Genomic DNA, 19,035 nt, shown 5'->3' on the forward strand with positions numbered 1-19,035 from the left:
CGGCCGGCACCGGGAGCGAGGGGTGCTGCGGCTGCGAGGAGCGGGATCCGGGGGAAGACATGGACTCTTTGTGCCTTCCCGGTCGCACCGGGTCAAGGAGGTGGACACCGAGCGTCGGTCGTGTCGCGCGCGGCGTCCCGTCCTGGACGGTTCGGGACGCCGGTGACCGGAACCGTGGCGAGCCGCTGACCAGCCTGTACGGATCAGCGCCCCGACGACCAGCCCCCTCCGGCCCTCCCGGACGGCGCCGCGTTCAGTCCCACCCGCCCCACCGACCCCGACCCCTGGAGAGGGGCCACGCCGAGCCTGCGAGGCGTGGGCGCAGAGGGGTCCTCCCTCAGGCAGCGAGCGAGACGGCACCGCGCGCGTGGCCGGCGCCGCGGGCGGCCTGCCCGCCGCCGACCAGGGCGAGCGCGGGCTCGGCGACCGGCGCCTCGACGGCACCGCCGGACTGCTCGGAGGTCTCGTCGGCCGCGGCCGTGGCCGCGTCGTCCTCGCGGGTGCCGGGGCGGGCGAGCGCGACGGGGCGCACCGGGCGGTCGACCGGGTCGGCGAGCCGCATCTCCAGGCTCACCTCGGCCAGCAGGTCGGCGAGCTCGACGTCGAGGGCGTCGCAGATGGAGGCCAGCAGTTCGGAGGAGGCCTCCTTCTGGCCGCGCTCCACTTCGGAGAGGTACCCCAGGCTCACCCGGGCCTCGCCGGAGACGTCGCGCAGGGTGCGCCGCTGCCGCAGGCGGTGACCCCGCAGCGTGTTGCCGAGCTGGGTCCGCAGCAGCGTCATGGCCGTCTCCTGTCCACTCTGGCGAGCGAGTCGAACGAGCTGCGGCGCCGTCGGAGGACCGCCGGACACCGTGTGCTCACCGTACGCGGCCGAGACCCGGGTCACCGTGCAGAGTCGGGCTCGTCCGCTCCAGGCGTAACGCTCCGCACACGCCCGGCGTTCCCCGCATCGAGGGCTACGGGAGGGGGTGCTCGCCGAGCCGGGCGAGCAGCCGGCGGAACGCCGTCTCCACCGCGGCGGCACGCACGGCGGCCCGGTCGCCGGGGAGGTCGAGCTCGTGCACGACGGTGACCAGCCCGTCGCTGAGGCCCAGGTAGACCCGCCCCGGGGCGTGCCCGTCGACCGGGTCGGGGCCGGCCACGCCGGTCAGCCCGACACCCCAGGTCGCGGCGCAGCGGCTGCGGATGCCCTCGGCCAGCGCGGCCGCCGTGGGCTCGCTGACCGGCCCGTGCGCGGCCAGCAGCTCCGGGGACACCCCGGCCAGGGTGGTCTTGAGGTCGGTGGCGTACACGACCGCCCCGCCGCGCAGGGTGGCACTGGCCCCGGGGACCGACGCCAGACTCGCGCAGAACAACCCCGCGGTGAGCGACTCGGCGGCCGCGACGGTCTCGTTGCGGGCGAGCAGCGCCTCGTGCACCCGCTGCACCGCCGACCGGTCCTGCGCCGGCGGGGTGCTCATGCCGCGGTGTCCCGCCTGGCCTCACCGGTGCCGGCCGTGCCGGTGCCACCGGCGGCGCGGCGCGCGGCGGCGGCGGCCATCGCGCGAGCGCTGGTGCGACGGAGGGTGAGCGCCCGGTAGACGTAGTCGATGCCGGTGACCACGGTGAGGACCAGCGCCGCGGCCATCACCCACCAGCGCGCGGAGCCGAACAGCCCGTCCAGCGGCAGGATGTACATGCCGATCGCCAGGGCCTGCAGCACGGTCTTGGCCTTGCCGCCCCGGCTGGCGGCGATGACCCCGTGCCGGATCACCCAGAACCGCAGCAGGGTGACCCCGACCTCGCGGACCAGCACCACGATGGTCACCCACCACGGCAGCAGCCCGAGCACCGAGAGCCCCAGCAGGGCGGTGCCGGTGAGCGCCTTGTCCGCGATCGGGTCGGCGAGCTTGCCGAACTCGGTGACCTGGTTGGTGCGCCGGGCGATCATGCCGTCGTAGCGGTCGGTGATGATCGCCAGCGCGAAGAACAGCGTGGCCCAGGCGCGGCGGCCGTCGTCCATGCCGCCGTCGGCGAGCAGCAGCGCGGCGAACAGCGGCACGACGGCCAGCCGCAGCACGGTCAGCGCGTTGGGCAGGTTGACCAGGCGCGCGGTCTGCGGCGGGGTCGCTGCCGGATCGGCCGCCCCGTCCGGTACCAGCGCGCTCACGGCTCAGACCCCGGCCGGCACGGCCAGCGTCGGGTCCACCGCGGTCGACCCGGTGTGGACGACGGCCCGCGCGACGAGGTCCACGCCCTCGGTGTCGACCACCTCGGCGCGCACCACCTGCCCGGGCACGGCGCCCGCGGGCACCCCGGTCACGGTCGTCGTCCCGTCGGCGTCCGGGTCCTGGTGGGCGGCGTGCCCACCCCAGGTGCCCGGCTCGGTCTCAGGCCCCAGGTCGTCGGTGAGCAGGACCTCGACGACGGTGCCGATGCGCTCCTCGGCCCGCTGGGCGGTGAGCTCCTCGACCAGGTCGGTGATCCGCCGGACGCGGGCGTCGATCTCGGCCTGGTCGATCTTGCCGGGCAGCGTGAGCGCCTCGGTGCCGTCCTCGTCGGAGTAGCCGAAGACGCCGACCGCGTCGAGCCGGCCCTCGACGAGGAACCGCTCGAGCTCGGCGACGTCGGCCTCGGTCTCGCCGGGGAAGCCGAGGATGACGTTGGTGCGGAAACCGGCGCCGGGGGCCAGCGAGCGGGCCCGGGCGATGATGCCGAGGAAGTCGTCGGTGCCGCCGAAACGGCGCATCCGGCGCAGCAGGGTCGGCGAGGAGTGCTGGAACGACAGGTCGAAGTACGGCGCGACCCCGGGGGTGCTGGCGATCGTCTCCAGCAGGCCGGGCCGCAGCTCGGCCGGCTGCAGGTAGGCCACCCGCACGCGCACGATGCCCGGGACGGCGGCCAGCTGCGGCAGCAGCTTCTCCAGCGAGCGCAGGTCGCCGACGTCCTTGCCGTAGGAGGTGGAGTTCTCGCTGACCAGCACGATCTCGGTGACGCCCTGCGAGGCCAGCCACTGCGCCTCGCCGAGCACCTCGCCGGCGGGCCGGGAGACGAACGAACCGCGGAAGGCCGGGATGGCGCAGAACGAGCACCGCCGGTCGCAGCCCGAGGCGATCTTCAGCGCGGCCGAGGGCCCGCTGGCCAGCCGCTTGCGGCGCAGCCAGTCGTGGCCGGGGATGGCCGGGGCGTCGGGGGCCTGGACGGCGGCCGTGCGCTGCACCGGGCTGATCGGCAGCAGGGTGCGCCGGTCGGTCGGGGTGTGCGGCACCAGCGGGCGGCCGGTGAGGACGTCGTCGAGCCGGTCGCCGATCGCGGCGTAGTCGTCGAAGCCCAGGACGGTGGCCTCGGGCAGCGCGCCGGCGAGCTCGGAGCCGTACCGCTCGGCCATGCAGCCCACCGCGACCACCTGCGCGCCGGAGTCGGTGGCGGCGAGGATCGCGTCGACGGAGTCCTTCTTGGCGCTCTCGATGAACCCGCAGGTGTTCACCAGGACCGCGTCGGCGTCCTCGGCGTCGGCGACCAGCTCGTAGCCGTCACCGGCGAGCCGGCCGGCGAGCTCCTCGGAGTCCACCTCGTTGCGGGCGCAGCCCAGCGTGACGACAGCGACCCGCCGTGCGCCGGTGTGCTGAGCGGCGAGGAGCTGCCCTTCGGGGGACGTCATGGGGCGGGGCAGGGCAGGCACCGGTACATCCTAGTTGAAGGACCCCCGTGTCCCCCGCCGCTCGCATGCTCGCGACGGGCCCCTGCACGGGGGCCGGTTCCCGCTCGGTGGCCTGGGATCACTCGCCGCCGCCGCCGCGCAGGAGGAACAACGTGGCCTCCAGCTCGTCGGGCTTGAGCAGCACGTCGCGGGCCTTGGAGCCCTCCGACGGCCCGACGATGCCGCGGCTCTCCATCAGGTCCATCAGCCGGCCGGCCTTGGCGAAGCCGACCCGCAGCTTGCGCTGCAGCATCGAGGTGGAGCCGAACTGGCTGGTGACGACGAGCTCGACGGCCTGGACGAGCAGCTCCAGGTCGCTGCCGATGTCCTCGTCGATCTCCTTCTTCTCCCCCGGCGCGGCGGTGAAGACCTCCTCGCGGTACTCGGGCTCGGCCTGCCGCTTGGTGAACTCGACGACCGCCTCGATCTCGGCGTCGGAGACGTAGGCGCCCTGGACGCGGATCGGCTTGCCGGCGCCGATCGGCAGGAACAGGGCGTCGCCCATGCCGATCAGCTTCTCCGCGCCCGGCTGGTCGAGGATGACCCGGCTGTCGGTGAGGCTGGAGGTGGAGAACGCCAGCCGCGAGGGCACGTTGGCCTTGATCAGGCCGGTGACGACGTCGACCGAGGGGCGCTGGGTGGCCAGCACCAGGTGGATGCCGGCGGCGCGGGCCTTCTGCGTGATGCGGACGATCGACTCCTCGACGTCCCGCGGGGCCACCATCATCAGGTCGGCGAGCTCGTCGACGATCGTGAGGATGTAGGGGTAGGGCTGGTAGACGCGCTCGCTGCCGGGCGGGGCGGTGATCTCGCCGCGCTCGACCTTCTTGTTGAAGTCGTCGATGTGCCGCACCCCGGTGGCGCGCATGTCCTGGTAGCGCTGCTCCATCTCCTCGACCAGCCAGGCCAGCGCGGTCGCGGCCTTCTTGGGGTCGGTGATGATCGGCGTGATCAGGTGCGGGATGCCGTCGTAGGGCGTGAGCTCGACCATCTTCGGGTCGACCAGGATCATCCGCAGCTGGTCGGGCGTGGCCCGCAGCAGCAGCGAGGTCAGCAGCGAGTTGATGCAGCTGGACTTGCCGGCGCCGGTGGCGCCGGCCACCAGCAGGTGCGGCATCTTCGCCAGGTTGGCGCAGACGAAGCCGCCTTCGATGTCCTTGCCCAGGCCGACCAGCATCGGGTGCGGGTCCTGCTTGGCCACCTGCGAGCGCATCACGTCGCCGAGGCTGACGGTCTCGCGGTCGGTGTTGGGCACCTCGACGCCGACCGCGGACTTGCCCGGGATCGGGGCCAGGATGCGGATGTTGTCGTTGGCGACCGCGTAGGCGAGGTTCTTGGTGAGCGCGGTGATCTTCTCGACCTTGACCGCGTTGCCCAGCTCGATCTCGTACCGGGTGACCGTCGGGCCGCGGGTGTAGCTGGTGACGGCGGCGTCGATGTTGAACTGCTCCAGCACACCGGTGATCGCCTCGATGGCGACGTCGTTGGCCTTGGACTTGGCCCGCGGCGGGGTGCCGGGACGCAGCACGCTGACCGAGGGCAGCGTGTAGGTGCCCTCGACCGGCTCGATCCGCAGCTGCTGCGGCTCCTCGATCGGCGGCAGGTCCTCCGGCGGGGCCGTGCGGTCGACCACGGCCGGGCGGCGCGTGGGCACCGGCGGGGGCGGCGGCTCCTTCACCACGGCCAGCGGCGCCTCGTCCAGCGCGCCGTGGTCGACGGTGGGCAGGTCGATGTCGCCGGTGTCCAGGGTGTCCTGGAGGGAGGCCACGGCGTTCTTCCGGCTGCGGCGGCTGCGCGGTGCGGCCGGCTCCTCGTCCTCGTAGATCTCGTCGAAGGCGTCGTAGTCGGCGTCCTCGTCGTCGCGGCCGAGCTGCCGGTCGAGCCAGCCGCGCAGCCGTTCGGGCACCTGGTGCACGGGGGTCGCGGTGACCACGAGCAGGCCGAAGAACGCCAGCAGGACCAGCAGCATCACCGTGACGACGCTGCCCACCCCGGCGGCCAGCGGGGTGCCCACGGCCCAGCCGGTCAGCCCGCCGGCGCCCGAGCGGGTGTCCTCGCCCCCGACGACGTGCGCGATGCCGACGACCGCGGCGACCACGCTCAGCCAGCCGATCAGCAGCCGCCCGCGCGCCTCGGGGTGCGGCGGGTGGCGCAGCAGCCGGACGGCGACGAGGAACAGGACGACGGGCAGCACCATGGTCAGCGAGCCGACCGCCCAGTGCACCGCGTCGGTCAGCGCGGCGCCGACCGGGCCGATCCCGTCGGTCCAGGCGGCGGCGCCGAGCACGATGGCCAGGCCCAGGACGGCCAGGCCCACGCCGTCGCGGCGGTGCTCGGGGGCCAGCGGCTCGGTCTCGGCGGGCCGGGCGACCGAGCGGGCGACCCCGCCGGCGCCGCGCGCCAGCAGCCCCCAGGCGCCCGACGCGCCGCGCCAGAGGCTGCCGGCCAGCGGTGAGGGCTTCTTCGGTGCCGGACGGCGGGCGGCGGTGGCCCCGGTCCTCTTGGCCGGGGGCCGCTTCTTGGCGGTCGAGCCGCCCGCGCGCGGGCGGGCAGAGCTGCCGCCGCGAGCAGGCGCCCGGTTCGACGTCGTCGCGCGAGCAGGCATGCGCCGACGGTAATCCGGAAGCGGGGACGCCGGGCCCATTCCCGGCCGCGTGTCCACATCCGGCTCTGTGTGACCAGTCGCGGCCTGGCTACGGTCAGGCGGTGACCGCCCCCACGCAGACGCTCCCCTTCGGCAGCTGGCCCACCCCGATCACCTCCGAGCTCGTGGTGCGCGCCGCCGCCCGGCTCGGTGAGGTGGTCGTCGACGGGGACGACGTCTGGTGGGCCGAGGGCCGCCCCAGCGAGGGCGGGCGCACCGCGCTGGTCCGCCGCTCCCCCGACGGGACGACGGCCGACCTGCTCCCGCCGCCGTGGAACGCCCGCACCCGGGTGCACGAGTACGGCGGCGGCGCGTGGACGGTCGCGGCCGGCGCCGTCTGGTTCACCTCCTACGACGACCAGCGGCTGTACCGGGTCGCGGCCGGCAGCAGCGAGCCGGTGGCGGTGACGCCCGAGCCGGAGCTGCCCGCCGGCGTCCGGTACGCCGACCTGTCCGTCGTCGACGCAGGCGCCGCCGTGCTCGCCGTCCGGGAGACCCACACCGCGAGCGGCGCCTCCGCCGACGTCGTCCACGAGGTGGTGCGGATCGCCGTCGACGGCACGACCGAGGTCCTCGTCGGCGGCACCGACTTCGTCTCCGACCCCCGCCACTCCGCCGACGGCTCGCTGTCCTGGCTCCAGTGGCAGCACCCGGACATGCCCTGGGACGCCGCCGAGCTCGTCGTCCGCGCGCCCGACGGCACCGAGACGGTGGTCGCCGGCGGCCGGTCCGGGGCCCGGCCGGAGTCGGTCGTGCAGCCGACCTGGGCCGCCGACGGCTCGCTGTGGTTCTTCGCCGACCGCACCGACGTGTGGGCGCTCTACCGCTGGACGCCGGCCGGCGGCATGGAACTGGTGCTCGACCCCGGCAGCGACATCGCCGGCCCGCAGTGGGTGTTCGGGCAGAGCCGCTTCGCCCTGCTCTCCGGCGGCCGGGTGGCGCTGGCCTACGGCCGGGACGGCGCCGACCGGCTCGCCGTCCGGGAGGCCGACGGCACGGTGCGCGAGCTGCCGTCGCAGTACGCCTCCTTCGGCCAGGTGCGCGCGGCCGGTGAGGCCGTGGTGTGCGTGGCCGGCGGACCGACGTCGGAGCCGGTGGTGCTGCGCACCTCCCTCGACGGCGCCGGTGAGGTGCTCCGCCCGGCCCGCGACCTCGGCCTGGACCCGGCCTGGTTCTCCCGCCCGCAGCACGTCACCTTCCCGACCGTGGCCGGCGACTCCGGGGTGGGCGAGGCGCACGCGCTGTACTACCCGCCGGCCAACCCGCAGGTGACCGGCCCGGACGACGAGCGGCCGCCGCTGCTGGTGCTGGTGCACGGCGGGCCCACCGCCGCCGCCCGGGCCGTGCTCGACCTCGGCGTCCAGTACTGGACCTCCCGCGGTTTCGCCGTCGCCGACGTCGACTACCGCGGCTCGACCGGCTACGGCCGGCGCTACCGCGACGCGCTGCAGGGCAACTGGGGCATCGCCGACCTCGACGACGTCGTGTCCTGCGCGCGGTGGCTGGCCGAGCAGGGGCGGGTCGACCCGGCCCGGCTGGCGATCCGCGGCGGCTCGGCCGGCGGGTACACGACGCTGGCCGCGCTCACGTTCCGCCCGGGGGTGTTCGCCGCCGGCGCCAGCCACTACGGCGTCGCCGACCTGGCCGCGCTGGCCGCCGACACGCACTCCTTCGAGTCGCGCTACCTCGACGGGCTGATCGCACCGTGGCCCGCCGGCGCCGACGTCTACGCCGAGCGCTCCCCCATCCACCACGTCGACGCCCTCGACACCCCGCTGGCGGTGTTCCAGGGCGACGAGGACCGGGTCGTGCCGCCGGAGCAGGCCGAGATGATGGTCGCCGCACTGCGGGCCAAGGGCGTGCCGCACGCCTACCTGCTCTTCGCCGGCGAGCAGCACGGCTTCCGCAAGGCCGACAACATCCGGGCCGCGCTGGACGGCGAGCTGTCCTTCTACGCCCAGGTGCTCGGCTTCGAGCTGCCCGCCGCCGAGGGGATCACCCCGATCGAGGTCGTGCGCGGCTGAGGTGGAGTGGGTCCGTCGGCGTGCCGCCGACGGACCCACTCCGCTCACCCGTCCGGTGAACCGATCCCGCCCCGCAGCCGTATGCCGGGACAGGACGTCGGCGACGGAGGGAACGGCATGGTGCGGCAGCTGCGCCCCGGTGAGCCCGCGCGGCTCGACGTCCCGACCGCCTACGCCGCGCACGGGCCCGAGCTCTACCGCTTCGCGCTGCGCCACCTCGGCGACCAGGGTGCGGCCCAGGACGTCGTGCAGGAGGTGTTCCTGCGGGCCTGGCGCTCGGCGGCGTCCTACGACCCGCAGCTGGCCAGCCTGCGCACCTGGCTGTTCGCCATCGCCCGCAACCTGCTGGTCGACGAGGTCCGCCGCGGGGCGGTCCGCCCCTGGCAGCGCGAGCTCACCGACGGCACCGGGCACGACCTGGGCCCATCCGCGCCGCCGGTCGACGAACGGCTGGTCGACGCCTGGGTCGTGGAGGAGGCGCTGCGCCGGATCGGCGCGGAGCACCGGGCGGCGATCGTGGAGACGCACCTGCGCGGCCGGCCGCACGCGGAGGTGGCCGCGGAGCTCGGCGTCCCGGTGGGCACACTGCGCAGCCGGGTCTTCTACGGGCTCAAGGCGCTGCGACTGGCGATGGAGGAGATGGGGGTGGAACCGTGAGCGCACCACTGGGCCCGGCCCACCGCGCGCTGCGCGAGCAACTCGGCACCTACGCCTTGGGCGGCGGCGACCCCGCCGAGCGCGCCGCGGTGCGCGCGCACCTGGACGGCTGCGCCGCCTGCCGCGCCGAGCTCGCCGAGCTGGCCCCGGTGGCGGCGCGGCTGGCCGACGTCGACCCCGACCGGCTCGAGGAGCTGCCCGCACCACCGCCGGGCCTCGGCGACGCGGTGCTGGCCCGGATCGCGGCCGAGAGCGGGAGCCGGCGTGCCCAGCGCCGCGGGTGGGCGCTCGCCGCCGTCGCCGCCGTGGCCGCCGCGGCCTTCGGGGTCGGCTGGCTGGTGCGCCCGGTCCCGCCGCAGCCCCCGCTGGAGCGGGTGGCGGTGCAGGTGGACGACGCCGCGATCACCGCGACCGCCGACGTCGTCCCGCACACCTGGGGCGTGGAGGTGAAGCTGTCCGGCGCGGGCTTCACCGCCGGGGAGGTCTACCGGGTGAGCGTGCGCGCCGACGACGGCGCGGAGGTCCCGGCCGGCGAGTTCCTCGGCACCGGCCCCGCGGAGCTGGACTGCAACCTCAACTCCTCGGTCCTGCGGGACGACGCGGTGGGGTTCCGCGTGCTCGACGCCGACGGCGCGGTGGTCGTCTCCTCGGACTTCTGACGCGATCGGTGAACGCGGTCACACCCGGCCGCGTAGACCCCGGTGACCCGTCCCGAGACCGATGGAGAGCCACCGTGACCCGTTCCCTCGCAGCCCGTACCTCCGCCGTCGCCGGAGCGGTCGGCGTCGTCGTCCTCACCGGCGCCGGCACCGCCTCCGCCGAGACCGAGGTGGCCGAGCCGGCCACCTTCACCAGCGCCTTCACCGCGATGGCCACCCCCGACATGGTCGTGAACGCCGACAGCGTGGCCACCCCCGGCGAGCCCGGCGCCTCGGGCACCTTCATGTACCGGATCAACTCCGACCTCGAGGTGATCTGCTACGACATCACCCTCACCGGCGTGACCCCGCCGTACCAGAGCCCGGCCAAGACGGCGACGCACGTCCACCAGGCCGCAGCCGGCAAGGCAGGCCCGCCGCGGATCGCCCTCCCGGACCCCGAGGACGACGGCAGCGGGAAGCTGGTGAGCAGCGGCTGCCTGCAGGGGCCGTTCACCACCGGCCTGGCGCCGGAGGGCACCGACACCGGCGAGGGCTTCTCGCTCGCCGAGATCGAGGCCGATCCCGCCGCCTTCTCCACCGACACCCACACCTCGGCCTTCGCCGCCGGCGCGGTGCGCGGGCAGCTGACCCGGGTGCCGGTGGGCGGCATCGAGACCGGCGCCGGCGGGACGGCGACGGAGGGGTCCTCGCCGGCGCCGCTGGCCGCGCTCGGCGGCACGGTCGTGCTGGCCGGGGCCGCCGCGGTGGCCGTCCGCCGCCGCACGGCCCGGAGCTGACCCGGTGCGGTCCGGACGCGGGGCCCTGCTGGCCGGCTGTGCTGCACTCTCGCTGAGCGGGTGCGGCGGTGCGGCGGTGGGCCCGGCGTCCGCGCCGCAGGCCGGCAGCCCGTCGAGCTCCCCGCCGGCGGTGGCGGTGTCCCCACCGCCGGCGGGGCCCGCGGCGCGCACGATCGTCGACCCGGCTGCGGTGCCGGAGCCGGTGGCGGTGTCGATCCCGGCCATCGGGGTGCGCCGCGATCTCGTCGACCTGGGGCTGGCCGGTGACGGCACGGCCGAGGTGCCCGTCGACCCCGACGACGCGGGCTGGTTCACCGGGGGCGGCCGGCCGGGGTCACGGGGCCCGACCGTCCTCCTCGGGCACGTGGACTCGACCGCGGGGCCGGCGGTCTTCTCCGACCTGCGCGAACTGGTCGCCGGCGACGTCGTGGAGGTGACCGTGGCCGACGGCTCGGTCGCCCGCTACGCCGTCACCGGGACCGAGCAGGTGCCCAAGGACCGGTTCCCGACCGCGGCGGTCTTCGGTGCCACCACCGCCGACGTGCTGCGGCTGGTCACCTGCACCGGCGACTTCGACCGCGGCGCCCGCAGCTACGTCGACAACCTCGTCGTCACCGCCGAGCGCGTCTGACATCGCGATCCTGCCGGACCGCACCGCGGCCACCCCGGCCCCCTCGCAGGGTCCCGCCGCGAGCTTGCGAGTGGTGGGGGGTGAGGGGGTCCTTCGTCTAGACCTCGAGGACCGTCGGGATGATCATCGGGCGGCGGCGGTACTTGTCCGACACCCACTTGCCGACCGTTCGGCGGATGACCTGCGACAGTCGGTGGGCGTCCGCGGACTGGTCCTCCATCGCCCGGCCCAGCTCCTTCTCCACCAGCTCGAGCACCTCGTCGAAGGCGCCCGGGTCGTCGGAGAAGCCGCGGGTGGACAGGTGCACCGGCCGCACGATGGTGCGGGTGGAGGGCTCGATGACCACGGTGAGGGCCACGAAGCCCTCGTCGCCGAGGATCCGGCGGGCCTGCAGCGACTCCTCGCCGACGTCGCCGACGTTGAGCCCGTCGACGTAGACGTTGCCGATCGGCACGCTGCCCACGATGGTGGCCTTGCCGTCGACCAGGTCGACGACCACGCCGTCCTCGGCGAGCAGGATCTGGTCGCGGCGCATGCCGGTCTGCTCGGCCAGCGCCGCGTGCGCCCGCAGGTGCCGCCACTCGCCGTGCACCGGCATGAGGTGCCGGGGCTTGGCCACGTTGATCAGGGTGCGCAGCTCACCGGCGGGCGCGTGCCCGGAGACGTGCACCTTCGCCGTCTCCTTGTGCACCACGGTGGCGCCGAGCCGGGCCAGCTGGTTGATGACCTTGTAGACCGAGGTCTCGTTCCCGGGCACCAGCGACGACGCCAGGATGATCGTGTCGCCGGCCTCGATGGTGATCTGGTGGTGGTCGCCGCGGGCCATGCGGCCCAGCGCCGACAGCGGCTCGCCCTGCGACCCGGTGCTGATCAGCACGACCTGCTCCGGCGGCATCGCGGTGGCCTCGTCGAGCTTGACCATCAGGCCCGGCGGCACGTGCAGCAGGCCCAGGTCCTGCGCGACGCCCATGTTGCGCACCATCGAGCGGCCGACGAACGCCGCCTTGCGCCCGTGCTTGGCCGCGCAGTCGAGCACCTGCTGGATGCGGTGCACGTGGCTGGCGAAGCTGGAGACGATCAGCCGCTGGGTGGCGCGCTCGAAGACGTCGTCCAGGACCGGGCCGATGGTGCGCTCGGAGGTGACGAAGCCGGGCACCTCGGCGTTGGTGGAGTCGGCCAGCAGCAGGTCGATGCCCTCGACGCCGAGCCGGGCGAAGGCACCCAGGTCGGTGAGGACGCCGTCCAGCGGCAGCTGGTCCATCTTGAAGTCACCGGTGTGCACCAGCGTGCCGGCCGGGGTGTGCACGGCGACGGCCAGCGCGTCGGGGATCGAGTGGTTGACGCTGATGAACTCGCAGTGGAACGCACCCGCCAGGTGGTCGTCGCCGGCGGCGACCTCGACCAGCACCGGGTCGATGCGGTGCTCGCGCAGCTTGGCCTTGACCAGCGCCAGGGTGAACCGGGAGCCCACCAGCGGGATGTCCTTGCGCAGCCGCAGCAGGTACGGGACGGCGCCGATGTGGTCCTCGTGCCCGTGGGTCAGCACGACGGCGGTGATCTCGTGCAGCCGGTGCTCGATGACCCCGAAGTCGGGCAGGATCAGGTCGACGCCGGGCTGCTCGGCCTCGGGGAAGAGCACCCCGCAGTCGATGACCATGAGCTGGCCGTCGAACTCCAGGACGGCCATGTTGCGGCCGATCTCGCCCAGCCCGCCCAGGGCCATGACCCGCAGGCCGCCCTTCGGCAGCGGCGGGGGCGCCTTCAGGTCCAGGTGGGGCTGCAGGGCGGGCTGCCCCGTGGGCGGCATCACGGTGGTCACAGGGTGACGTTCCCGGCGGCGAGGTCCATGCGCAGTTGCTCCAGCTCTTGGGGGGTGGCGTCGACGAGCGGCGGGCGGACGGGGCCGGCCGGCAGCCCCAGTTCGCGCAGCGCCGCCTTGATCATGATGGTGCCCTGCGTGCGGAAGACGCCGGTGTAGACCGGCAGCAGCGCCTCGTTGACCGCGCGGGCGGTGGCCAGGTCGCCGGCCTCGACCGCGGCGATGAGCTCGGCCAGCCGGGTGCCGACCAGGTGGCCGACCACGCTGACCACGCCCACCGCGCCGGCGGCCAGCAGCGGCAGGTTGAGCATGTCCTCGCCGGAGTAGTAGGCGAGGTCGGTGCGGGCCAGGGTCCACATCACCGCGCCCAGGTCGGCCTTGGCGTCCTTGACCGCGACGATGTTGGGGTGCTCGGCGGCCCGCACCAGGGTCTCGACCTCGATCGGGACGACCGACCGGGGCGGGATGTCGTAGAGCATGACCGGCAGGTCGGTGGAGTCCGCGACGGCGGTGAAGTGCCGCAGCAGCCCGGCCTGCGGGGGCTTGTTGTAGTACGGGGTGACGACCAGCAGGCCGTGCACGCCCAGGCGGGCGGCCGACTGCGCCTTCTCGATCGAGTGGGCGGTGTCGTTGGTGCCCACGCCGGCGATGACGACGGCTCGGTCGCCGACGGCGTCCAGCACCGCCTCCAGGACGGCGTGCTGCTCGCCGTCGCTGATGGTCGGCGACTCACCGGTGGTGCCGAAGACCACCAGTCCGTCGTGGGACTGCCGGTCGACCAGGTGCGCGGCCAGCTCCTGCGCGCCGGCGAGGTCGATCGAGCCGTCCTCGGCCAGCGGGGTGACCATGGCCGTGAGCACACGCCCGAAGGGCCGGGCGGGATCGGTGGTCATGGCACGAATCTACCGACCGCCACCTCCCCGGTCGCTCCCGCGGTGCCGGTGGGTCAGCCCTCGGTCACGTACGGGCTCGCCGCGACCTCGGTGCCGTCGGCCAGCGCGCTGATCCGGAAGTCGGAGAACACGTTGCCGGCGACCCGCTGCAGCTCCCGCAGGCACGCCACCGCCAGCTCCCGGATCTCCACGTCGGCGTGCTCGCTGGCCCGCATCGCGACGAAGTGCCGCCACGCGCGGTAGTTGCCGGTGACCACGATCCGGGTCTCGGTGGCGTTGGGCAGCACGGCCCGGGCGGCCTGCCGGGCCTGCTTGCGGCGCAGCGTGGCGTGCGGGACGTCGGCGAAGCGCTCCTCCAGCCCCTCGAGCAGCTCGGTGTAAGCGGCCACCGCGGCCTCGGTCGCGGCGAGGAACTTCGCGTGCAGGACCGGGTCCTCGGCGATGGCGGCGGGCTCGACCACCGCGGCGTCGGTCTCGGGCACGTAGCGCTGGGAGAGCTGGCTGTAGGAGAAGTGCCGGTGCCGGATCAGCTCGTGGGTCAGCGACCGGGAGACGCCGGTCAGGTACATCGTCACCGAGCCGTGCTCGAGCACCGACAGGTGCCCGACCTCCAGGATGTGCCGCAGGTAGCCGGCGTTGGTCGCCGTCGCCGGGTTGGGCTTGGACCAGGACTGGTAGCAAGCCCGCCCGGCGAACTCCGCCAGCGCCTGCCCGCCCTCGGCGTCGGTCTCCCACGGCACGTCCGCCGGCGGGGTGAACTGCGTCTGGGCGATGACCTGGACCCTCAGCGGGGCGATGGCGGGCACGATCCTGAGCCTACGAGGGCGTGCCGTCGTCCTCGGGCACCGCGGCGAGGGCGTCGGCCACCACCTGTGCCGTCGCCGGGACGCCGTCGGTCCGGGTCCACACCGAGACGGCGAACCGCAGCCCGGACGACGAGCGGAGCCACCCCTCCCCCGGCACCCGGGCGGCCCGCCGCCAGCCGGCGTCCAGCGCGGGGGCGAAGGCGTCGCCGGGGAACGCCGCGTCGATGTCGGTGACCACCACCTCGGCCGCGTGCGGCAGGAGGCCGGCGTAGACCCCGCCACCGCCGATCACCCAGACGTCGTCCTCCCCCGCCAGCGCGTCGGCGACCGACCGGGCCACCGGCACCCCGGCGTCCGCGGCCGACAGCGTGGAACTCAGGACGACGTTGCGCCGGCCGGGCAGTGGCCGCACCCTCGCCGGCAGTGACTCCCAGGTGCGGCGGCCCATGACCACCGTCGAGCCGATCGTCAGCGCCTTGAACAGCCGCAGGTCCTCGGGCAGGTGCCAGGGCAGCGTGCCGTCGGCGCCCAGCACCCGGTCGTGCGCCTGCGCCCAGACCATCCGGACGGTGCCGCGCCCGGCACCCGGGTCGGTCACACGGCCACCTTGCCGCGGATGGCCGGGTGGTGCCGGTAGTCGAGCAGGTGGAACTGCTCGTAGGTGTGCTCGAACAGCGAGGGCGCGGGGTCGATCTCCAGCCGCGGGAAGGGGTACGGCTCGCGGGTCAGCTGCTCGGTCACCTGCGCGACGTGGTTGTCGTAGACGTGGCAGTCACCGCCCACCCAGATGAAGTCACCGGGCTCCAGCCCCACCTGCTGGGCGACCATCTGGGTCAGCAGCGCGTAGCTGGCGATGTTGAACGGGACGCCGAGGAAGAGGTCGGCGCTGCGCTGGTAGAGCTGGCAGGACAGCCGGCCGCCGCTGACGTCGAACTGGAACAGCGCGTGGCAGGGGGCCAGCGCCATGTCCGGCAACGCGCCCACGTTCCACGCCGAGACCAGCATCCGCCGCGAGTCCGGGTCGGACCGCAGGGTGTCCAGCACCTGCGAGATCTGGTCGACCTCGCGGCCGTCGGGGGTGGGCCAGGAGCGCCACTGCACGCCGTAGACCGGGCCGAGGCTGCCGTCCTCGGCGGCCCACTCGTCCCAGATCGAGACGCCGTGCTCCTGCAGCCAGCGGACGTTGCCGTCGCCGCGGAGGAACCACAGCAGCTCGTAGGCGATCGACCGGAAGTGCACCGACTTGGTCGTCACCAGCGGGAAGCCCTGCGACAGGTCGTAGCGCAGCCGCTCGCCGAACAGGCTGCGGGTGCCGGTGCCCGTGCGGTCGGACTTGGCCGTGCCGTGCTCCAGCACCCGCCGGAGCAGGTCCTCGTACTGGGTGTCCGGCTGCTGGGTCACGCACGCTCCTGGTCTGCTCGGGGATGCCGCCGACGCCGCGGCACGGGTCCGCGACGGGCAGACCGATGCTAGGTGCCAGGTACGACGAGAGCGGCGGTCAGGTCCCGGGCGAGGTCACCGGCGCCGGCGACCTCGACGGAGTCCAGCTCCGACCAGGCGGCCATCAGTCGCAGCTCCGCGGCCAGCTCGCGGGCCACCCGGGCGACGTCGACGCCGGTCTCGGCGTGCGCGGCCTGGACGCGGAGGACACCGGCTTTCCGGTCCGCCTTGAGGTCGACCCGGGCCACGAGTGCGTCGCCGAGCAGGAAGGGGAGCACGTAGTAGCCGTGCACCCGCTTCTCGGCCGGCGTGTAGATCTCCAGCCGGTAGCGGAAGCCGAAGAGGCGCTCGACGCGGGGGCGCTCCCAGACCAGGGAGTCGAACGGGGACAGCAGGGCCCGGGCACGGACCCACCGCGGACGCCGCGCGTCGGGCACCAGCCAGGCGGGACGGCCCCAGCCGGCGACCTCGACCGGCGCGAGCTCCCCCGCGTCGGTGAGCTCGGCGATCGCCGTCCGGGCGTCCGCGGGCGAGAGCCGGAAGTAGTCGCGCAGGTCGGTCTCGGTGGCCACGCCCAGCCCCCGGGCCGCGGTGCGCACCAGTTCGCGGACGGCGTCGCCGCGCTCGGGGGTGCGCGTCTGCACCACGGCGGCGGGCAGCACCCGCTCGGTGAGGTCGTAGACGCGCTCGAACCCGGCGGTGCGCGCGCGGGCGGTCAGCGCACCGGTGAAGAACAGGTACTCCAGCGCGGCCTTGCCCTCGTGCCAGTTCCACATGGTGCCGGGCCGGTTCGGCCGCGCCTCGGCCAGCTGGCTGGCCCGCAGCGGCCCGTCGCGCCGGATCCGCTCCAGCAGGGCGGCGACGTACTCGGGCCGCTCCCGCTGCACGCGGGTCATCGACCCCCAAGCCTCCTGCTCGGCCGCCGCCATCCGCCACCGCAGGGAGGGCTGCAGGCGCACCGGCAGGAAGGACGCCTCGTGCGCCCAGTACTCGAAGACGTCGTGCCGGGCGTCGGCCAGCTGGTCCACCGCGGCGCGCGGGTAGGGCCCGAGCCGGCTGAAGTACGGCAGGTAGTGCGAGCGGGAGACCACGTTGACCGAGTCGATCTGGACGACGCCCAACCGCTCGATGGTGCGCCGCAGCTGCCGGGTGCCCACCGGCCCCGTGGGGCGGGGGTCGGCGAAGCCCTGGGCCGCCAGCGCGATGCGCCGGGCCAGGGGTGCCGGGATCCGCTCGACGGGTGTCTGCACGGCTGCTGATCCTGCCCGCTGCCTCCGACGGTCGCCGCCCCGGCCGGGTGCGCCGGCTGCGGCCTAGGCTGCGGCGGTGGACCTCCCGTCGCTGCGCTTGACCGGCTCGGCCGACGTCTCCGTCCGCCCGGCCCGCCCGGAGGACGCCGCGTCGATCGCCCGCGTGCAGCTGGTGACCTGGCGGACGGCCTTCGGGCGCCTGCTGCCGGCCGATGTGCTCGCCGCCTGGGACGACACCGCCGCCGCCGAGACCTGGCGCGCGGCGATCGCCGCGCCGCCGTCGCCCGCCCACACCGTGCTCGTCGCCGTGGACGCCGGCACCGTCGTCGGCTTCGCCGCGACCGCCCCGGACGGCGACGCCCGGGAGGTCACCGTGCTGCTCGTCGAGCCGCGGTGGGGACGGCGCGGGCACGGGAGCCGGTTGCTCGCCGCGGTCACCGACCTGGCCCGCGCCGCGGAGGTCAGCACGCTCACCACGTGGCTGGCGGAACAGGACACGGTGACGTCCCGGTTCCTCGAGGCGGCCGGCTGGGCTCCCCAGGGCGCCGTCCGCCTCCTGGAGTCCGCGGACGACGTCGTGCGGCAACTCTGCTGGCACACCCGCCTGGACGGGGACGGACCCGCCGCCGAACGAGAAGGGAAACCGTGAGCTCTCCCCGCTTCACCGGCTTCCCCGACGAGGGACTGGTCTTCTACGAGGGCCTGGAAGCCGACAACAGCAAGGCGTACTGGACCAGGCACCGCGGCGAGCACGAGACGCACGTCCGCGGGCCGATGCTGGCGCTCACCGAGGAGCTGACGGCCGAGTTCGGCACGCCGAAGCTCTTCCGCCCCTACCGTGACGTCCGCTTCAGCCACGACAAGACGCCGTACAAGACGCACCAGGGCGCCGTGCTGCACCGGGACGGCGCCGGCGTGGGGTCGCTGTACGTGCAGGTGTCCGCCGACGGGCTGCTGGTCTCCGGTGGGTGCTGGCGGCTGCAGCCGGACCAGGTCCAGCGCTACCGGCGCGCGGTGACCGACGACCTGCAGGGCCCGCGGCTCGACCGTGAGGTCCAGCGGCTGCGCGCGGCCGGCTTCTCCATCGACGGCGACCAGCTGGTGCGGGCCCCGCGCGGCTACGCCGCGGACCACCCCCGCATCGGTCTGCTGCGGCACCGCTCGCTGCACGCGTCGCAGTCGTGGACGCCGGCGGACTGGCTGCACGAGCGCGCCGCCGTCGACCGCGTCCGGGACGCGTGGCGCGAGTTCGCCGAGCTGAACCGGTGGCTGGCCGACAACGTCGGTGCCAGCACTGCACCGCCCGACCGGCGCCGTTGACCTGCGCCGAGGCAGCGCCTCGCTCGGGCCGGCGACGCCAGCGCGGTCGGCGCCGAGCAGTCGGCGGGCGGATGCGCTCGGTGCGACCCGCACGGCACATCGAGTTCCGTCACGCGGATACGTGTACGCCCGGACGTCGCCCGCGGGGCAGGTTGACTGCCGCCTCGACAGGACCGCGGGTGAGCGGACAGACTGCCGGCTGTTGCCGGAGCGTCGCCTGAGCGGGACCGACCCACTGCCCGAGCGCCTCACCGTGTCGGGCGCTGCGCCGCCGGAGGAAGCCAGGGACTGCAGAGGGTTCTCGGACATCGGTCCGGGAATGCAGGAACGGGGCCACAGCTGATGCTGTGACCCCGTTCCTGGGAGTTGTGTCCGGCGGCGTCCTACTCTCCCACCCCGTCCCCGGGGCAGTACCATCGGCGCTGAAAGGCTTA

General features: G+C 74.7%; 18 protein-coding genes. 7 read left to right on the forward strand and 11 right to left on the reverse strand.

Annotated features, from left to right (window positions below; genetic code table 11):
* Positions 1-337: 337 nt before the first annotated feature.
* From ACGBYP_RS19205 to ACGBYP_RS19225, 5 genes are all read right to left on the reverse strand, one after another.
* Positions 338-781, reverse strand: a complete 444-nt coding sequence (locus tag ACGBYP_RS19205) for a helix-turn-helix domain-containing protein (protein WP_411586728.1) — start codon at positions 779-781, stop codon at positions 338-340.
* Positions 782-956: 175 nt separating this feature from the next.
* Complete coding sequence (locus ACGBYP_RS19210) at positions 957-1,460, reverse strand: CinA family protein (RefSeq protein WP_411586731.1); 504 nt, start codon at positions 1,458-1,460, stop codon at positions 957-959.
* Positions 1,457-2,149: a CDP-diacylglycerol--glycerol-3-phosphate 3-phosphatidyltransferase gene (gene pgsA, locus ACGBYP_RS19215; RefSeq protein WP_411586734.1), complete on the reverse strand. Its 693-nt coding sequence runs from the start codon at positions 2,147-2,149 to the stop codon at positions 1,457-1,459. Before pgsA ends, ACGBYP_RS19210 begins: the two co-directional genes overlap by 4 nt.
* Positions 2,150-2,152: 3 nt before the next feature.
* Positions 2,153-3,640 carry a 30S ribosomal protein S12 methylthiotransferase RimO gene (gene rimO, locus ACGBYP_RS19220; RefSeq protein WP_411586736.1) on the reverse strand — a complete coding sequence of 496 codons (1,488 nt, stop codon included), beginning with the start codon at positions 3,638-3,640 and terminating at the stop codon, positions 2,153-2,155.
* Positions 3,641-3,758: 118 nt separating this feature from the next.
* Positions 3,759-6,284, reverse strand: coding sequence for a DNA translocase FtsK 4TM domain-containing protein (locus ACGBYP_RS19225; RefSeq protein ID WP_411586738.1), 2,526 nt, complete (start codon positions 6,282-6,284; stop codon positions 3,759-3,761).
* A 101-nt stretch (positions 6,285-6,385) separates the two neighbouring features.
* On the opposite strand from ACGBYP_RS19225, the gene ACGBYP_RS19230 reads away from it, so the two are divergent.
* The 5 genes from ACGBYP_RS19230 (at position 6,386) to ACGBYP_RS19250 (ending at position 11,073) form a co-directional block, all read left to right on the forward strand.
* Entirely contained in the window at positions 6,386-8,347 is a 1,962-nt protein-coding gene (locus ACGBYP_RS19230) for a prolyl oligopeptidase family serine peptidase (RefSeq protein WP_411586739.1), read from the forward strand.
* A 117-nt stretch (positions 8,348-8,464) separates the two neighbouring features.
* Positions 8,465-9,004 (forward strand): sigma-70 family RNA polymerase sigma factor, encoded by a 540-nt coding sequence (locus ACGBYP_RS19235; protein WP_411586740.1) that lies wholly within the window; start codon positions 8,465-8,467, stop codon positions 9,002-9,004.
* Positions 9,001-9,663, forward strand: a complete 663-nt coding sequence (locus ACGBYP_RS19240; RefSeq protein ID WP_411586741.1) for a zf-HC2 domain-containing protein — start codon at positions 9,001-9,003, stop codon at positions 9,661-9,663. Before ACGBYP_RS19235 ends, ACGBYP_RS19240 begins: the two co-directional genes overlap by 4 nt.
* Before the next feature lie 74 nt (positions 9,664-9,737).
* On the forward strand, positions 9,738-10,442 hold the full coding sequence (locus ACGBYP_RS19245) for a CHRD domain-containing protein (protein ID WP_411586742.1): 705 nt from the start codon (positions 9,738-9,740) through the stop codon (positions 10,440-10,442).
* A gap of 76 nt (positions 10,443-10,518) precedes the next feature.
* The gene (locus ACGBYP_RS19250; RefSeq protein ID WP_411586743.1) at positions 10,519-11,073 is read left to right on the forward strand and encodes a class F sortase; all 555 of its coding nucleotides are present in this window, start codon (positions 10,519-10,521) and stop codon (positions 11,071-11,073) included.
* 97 nt (positions 11,074-11,170) lie between these two features.
* On the opposite strand, the gene ACGBYP_RS19255 is transcribed toward ACGBYP_RS19250, so the two are convergent.
* From ACGBYP_RS19255 to ACGBYP_RS19280, 6 genes are all read right to left on the reverse strand, one after another.
* Entirely contained in the window at positions 11,171-12,892 is a 1,722-nt protein-coding gene (locus ACGBYP_RS19255) for a ribonuclease J (protein WP_411586744.1), read from the reverse strand.
* Positions 12,889-13,785 (reverse strand): 4-hydroxy-tetrahydrodipicolinate synthase, encoded by an 897-nt coding sequence (dapA, locus tag ACGBYP_RS19260; RefSeq protein WP_411586745.1) that lies wholly within the window; start codon positions 13,783-13,785, stop codon positions 12,889-12,891. The genes ACGBYP_RS19255 and dapA overlap by 4 nt, the downstream gene beginning before the upstream one ends.
* A 53-nt stretch (positions 13,786-13,838) precedes the next feature.
* A complete protein-coding gene (gene thyX / locus ACGBYP_RS19265) occupies positions 13,839-14,591 on the reverse strand; it encodes an FAD-dependent thymidylate synthase (protein ID WP_411586746.1) in 753 nt (250 codons plus the stop codon).
* Positions 14,592-14,601: 10 nt separating this feature from the next.
* Entirely contained in the window at positions 14,602-15,189 is a 588-nt protein-coding gene (locus ACGBYP_RS19270) for a dihydrofolate reductase (protein WP_411586747.1), read from the reverse strand.
* A complete protein-coding gene (locus ACGBYP_RS19275; RefSeq protein ID WP_411586748.1) occupies positions 15,186-15,992 on the reverse strand; it encodes a thymidylate synthase in 807 nt (268 codons plus the stop codon). Before ACGBYP_RS19275 ends, ACGBYP_RS19270 begins: the two co-directional genes overlap by 4 nt.
* A gap of 68 nt (positions 15,993-16,060) precedes the next feature.
* The gene (locus tag ACGBYP_RS19280; protein ID WP_411586749.1) at positions 16,061-17,281 is read right to left on the reverse strand and encodes a winged helix-turn-helix domain-containing protein; all 1,221 of its coding nucleotides are present in this window, start codon (positions 17,279-17,281) and stop codon (positions 16,061-16,063) included.
* Positions 17,282-17,357: 76 nt separating this feature from the next.
* On the opposite strand from ACGBYP_RS19280, the gene ACGBYP_RS19285 reads away from it, so the two are divergent.
* Both ACGBYP_RS19285 and ACGBYP_RS19290 read left to right on the forward strand, forming a co-directional pair.
* Positions 17,358-17,930 (forward strand): N-acetyltransferase family protein, encoded by a 573-nt coding sequence (locus ACGBYP_RS19285; RefSeq protein WP_411586750.1) that lies wholly within the window; start codon positions 17,358-17,360, stop codon positions 17,928-17,930.
* Entirely contained in the window at positions 17,927-18,601 is a 675-nt protein-coding gene (locus ACGBYP_RS19290; RefSeq protein WP_411586752.1) for a DUF2461 domain-containing protein, read from the forward strand. Before ACGBYP_RS19285 ends, ACGBYP_RS19290 begins: the two co-directional genes overlap by 4 nt.
* The last annotated feature ends 434 nt before the right edge of the window (positions 18,602-19,035 follow it).

The organism is Modestobacter sp. SSW1-42, assembly GCF_046635825.1.
Taxonomy (GTDB): domain Bacteria; phylum Actinomycetota; class Actinomycetes; order Mycobacteriales; family Geodermatophilaceae; genus Modestobacter.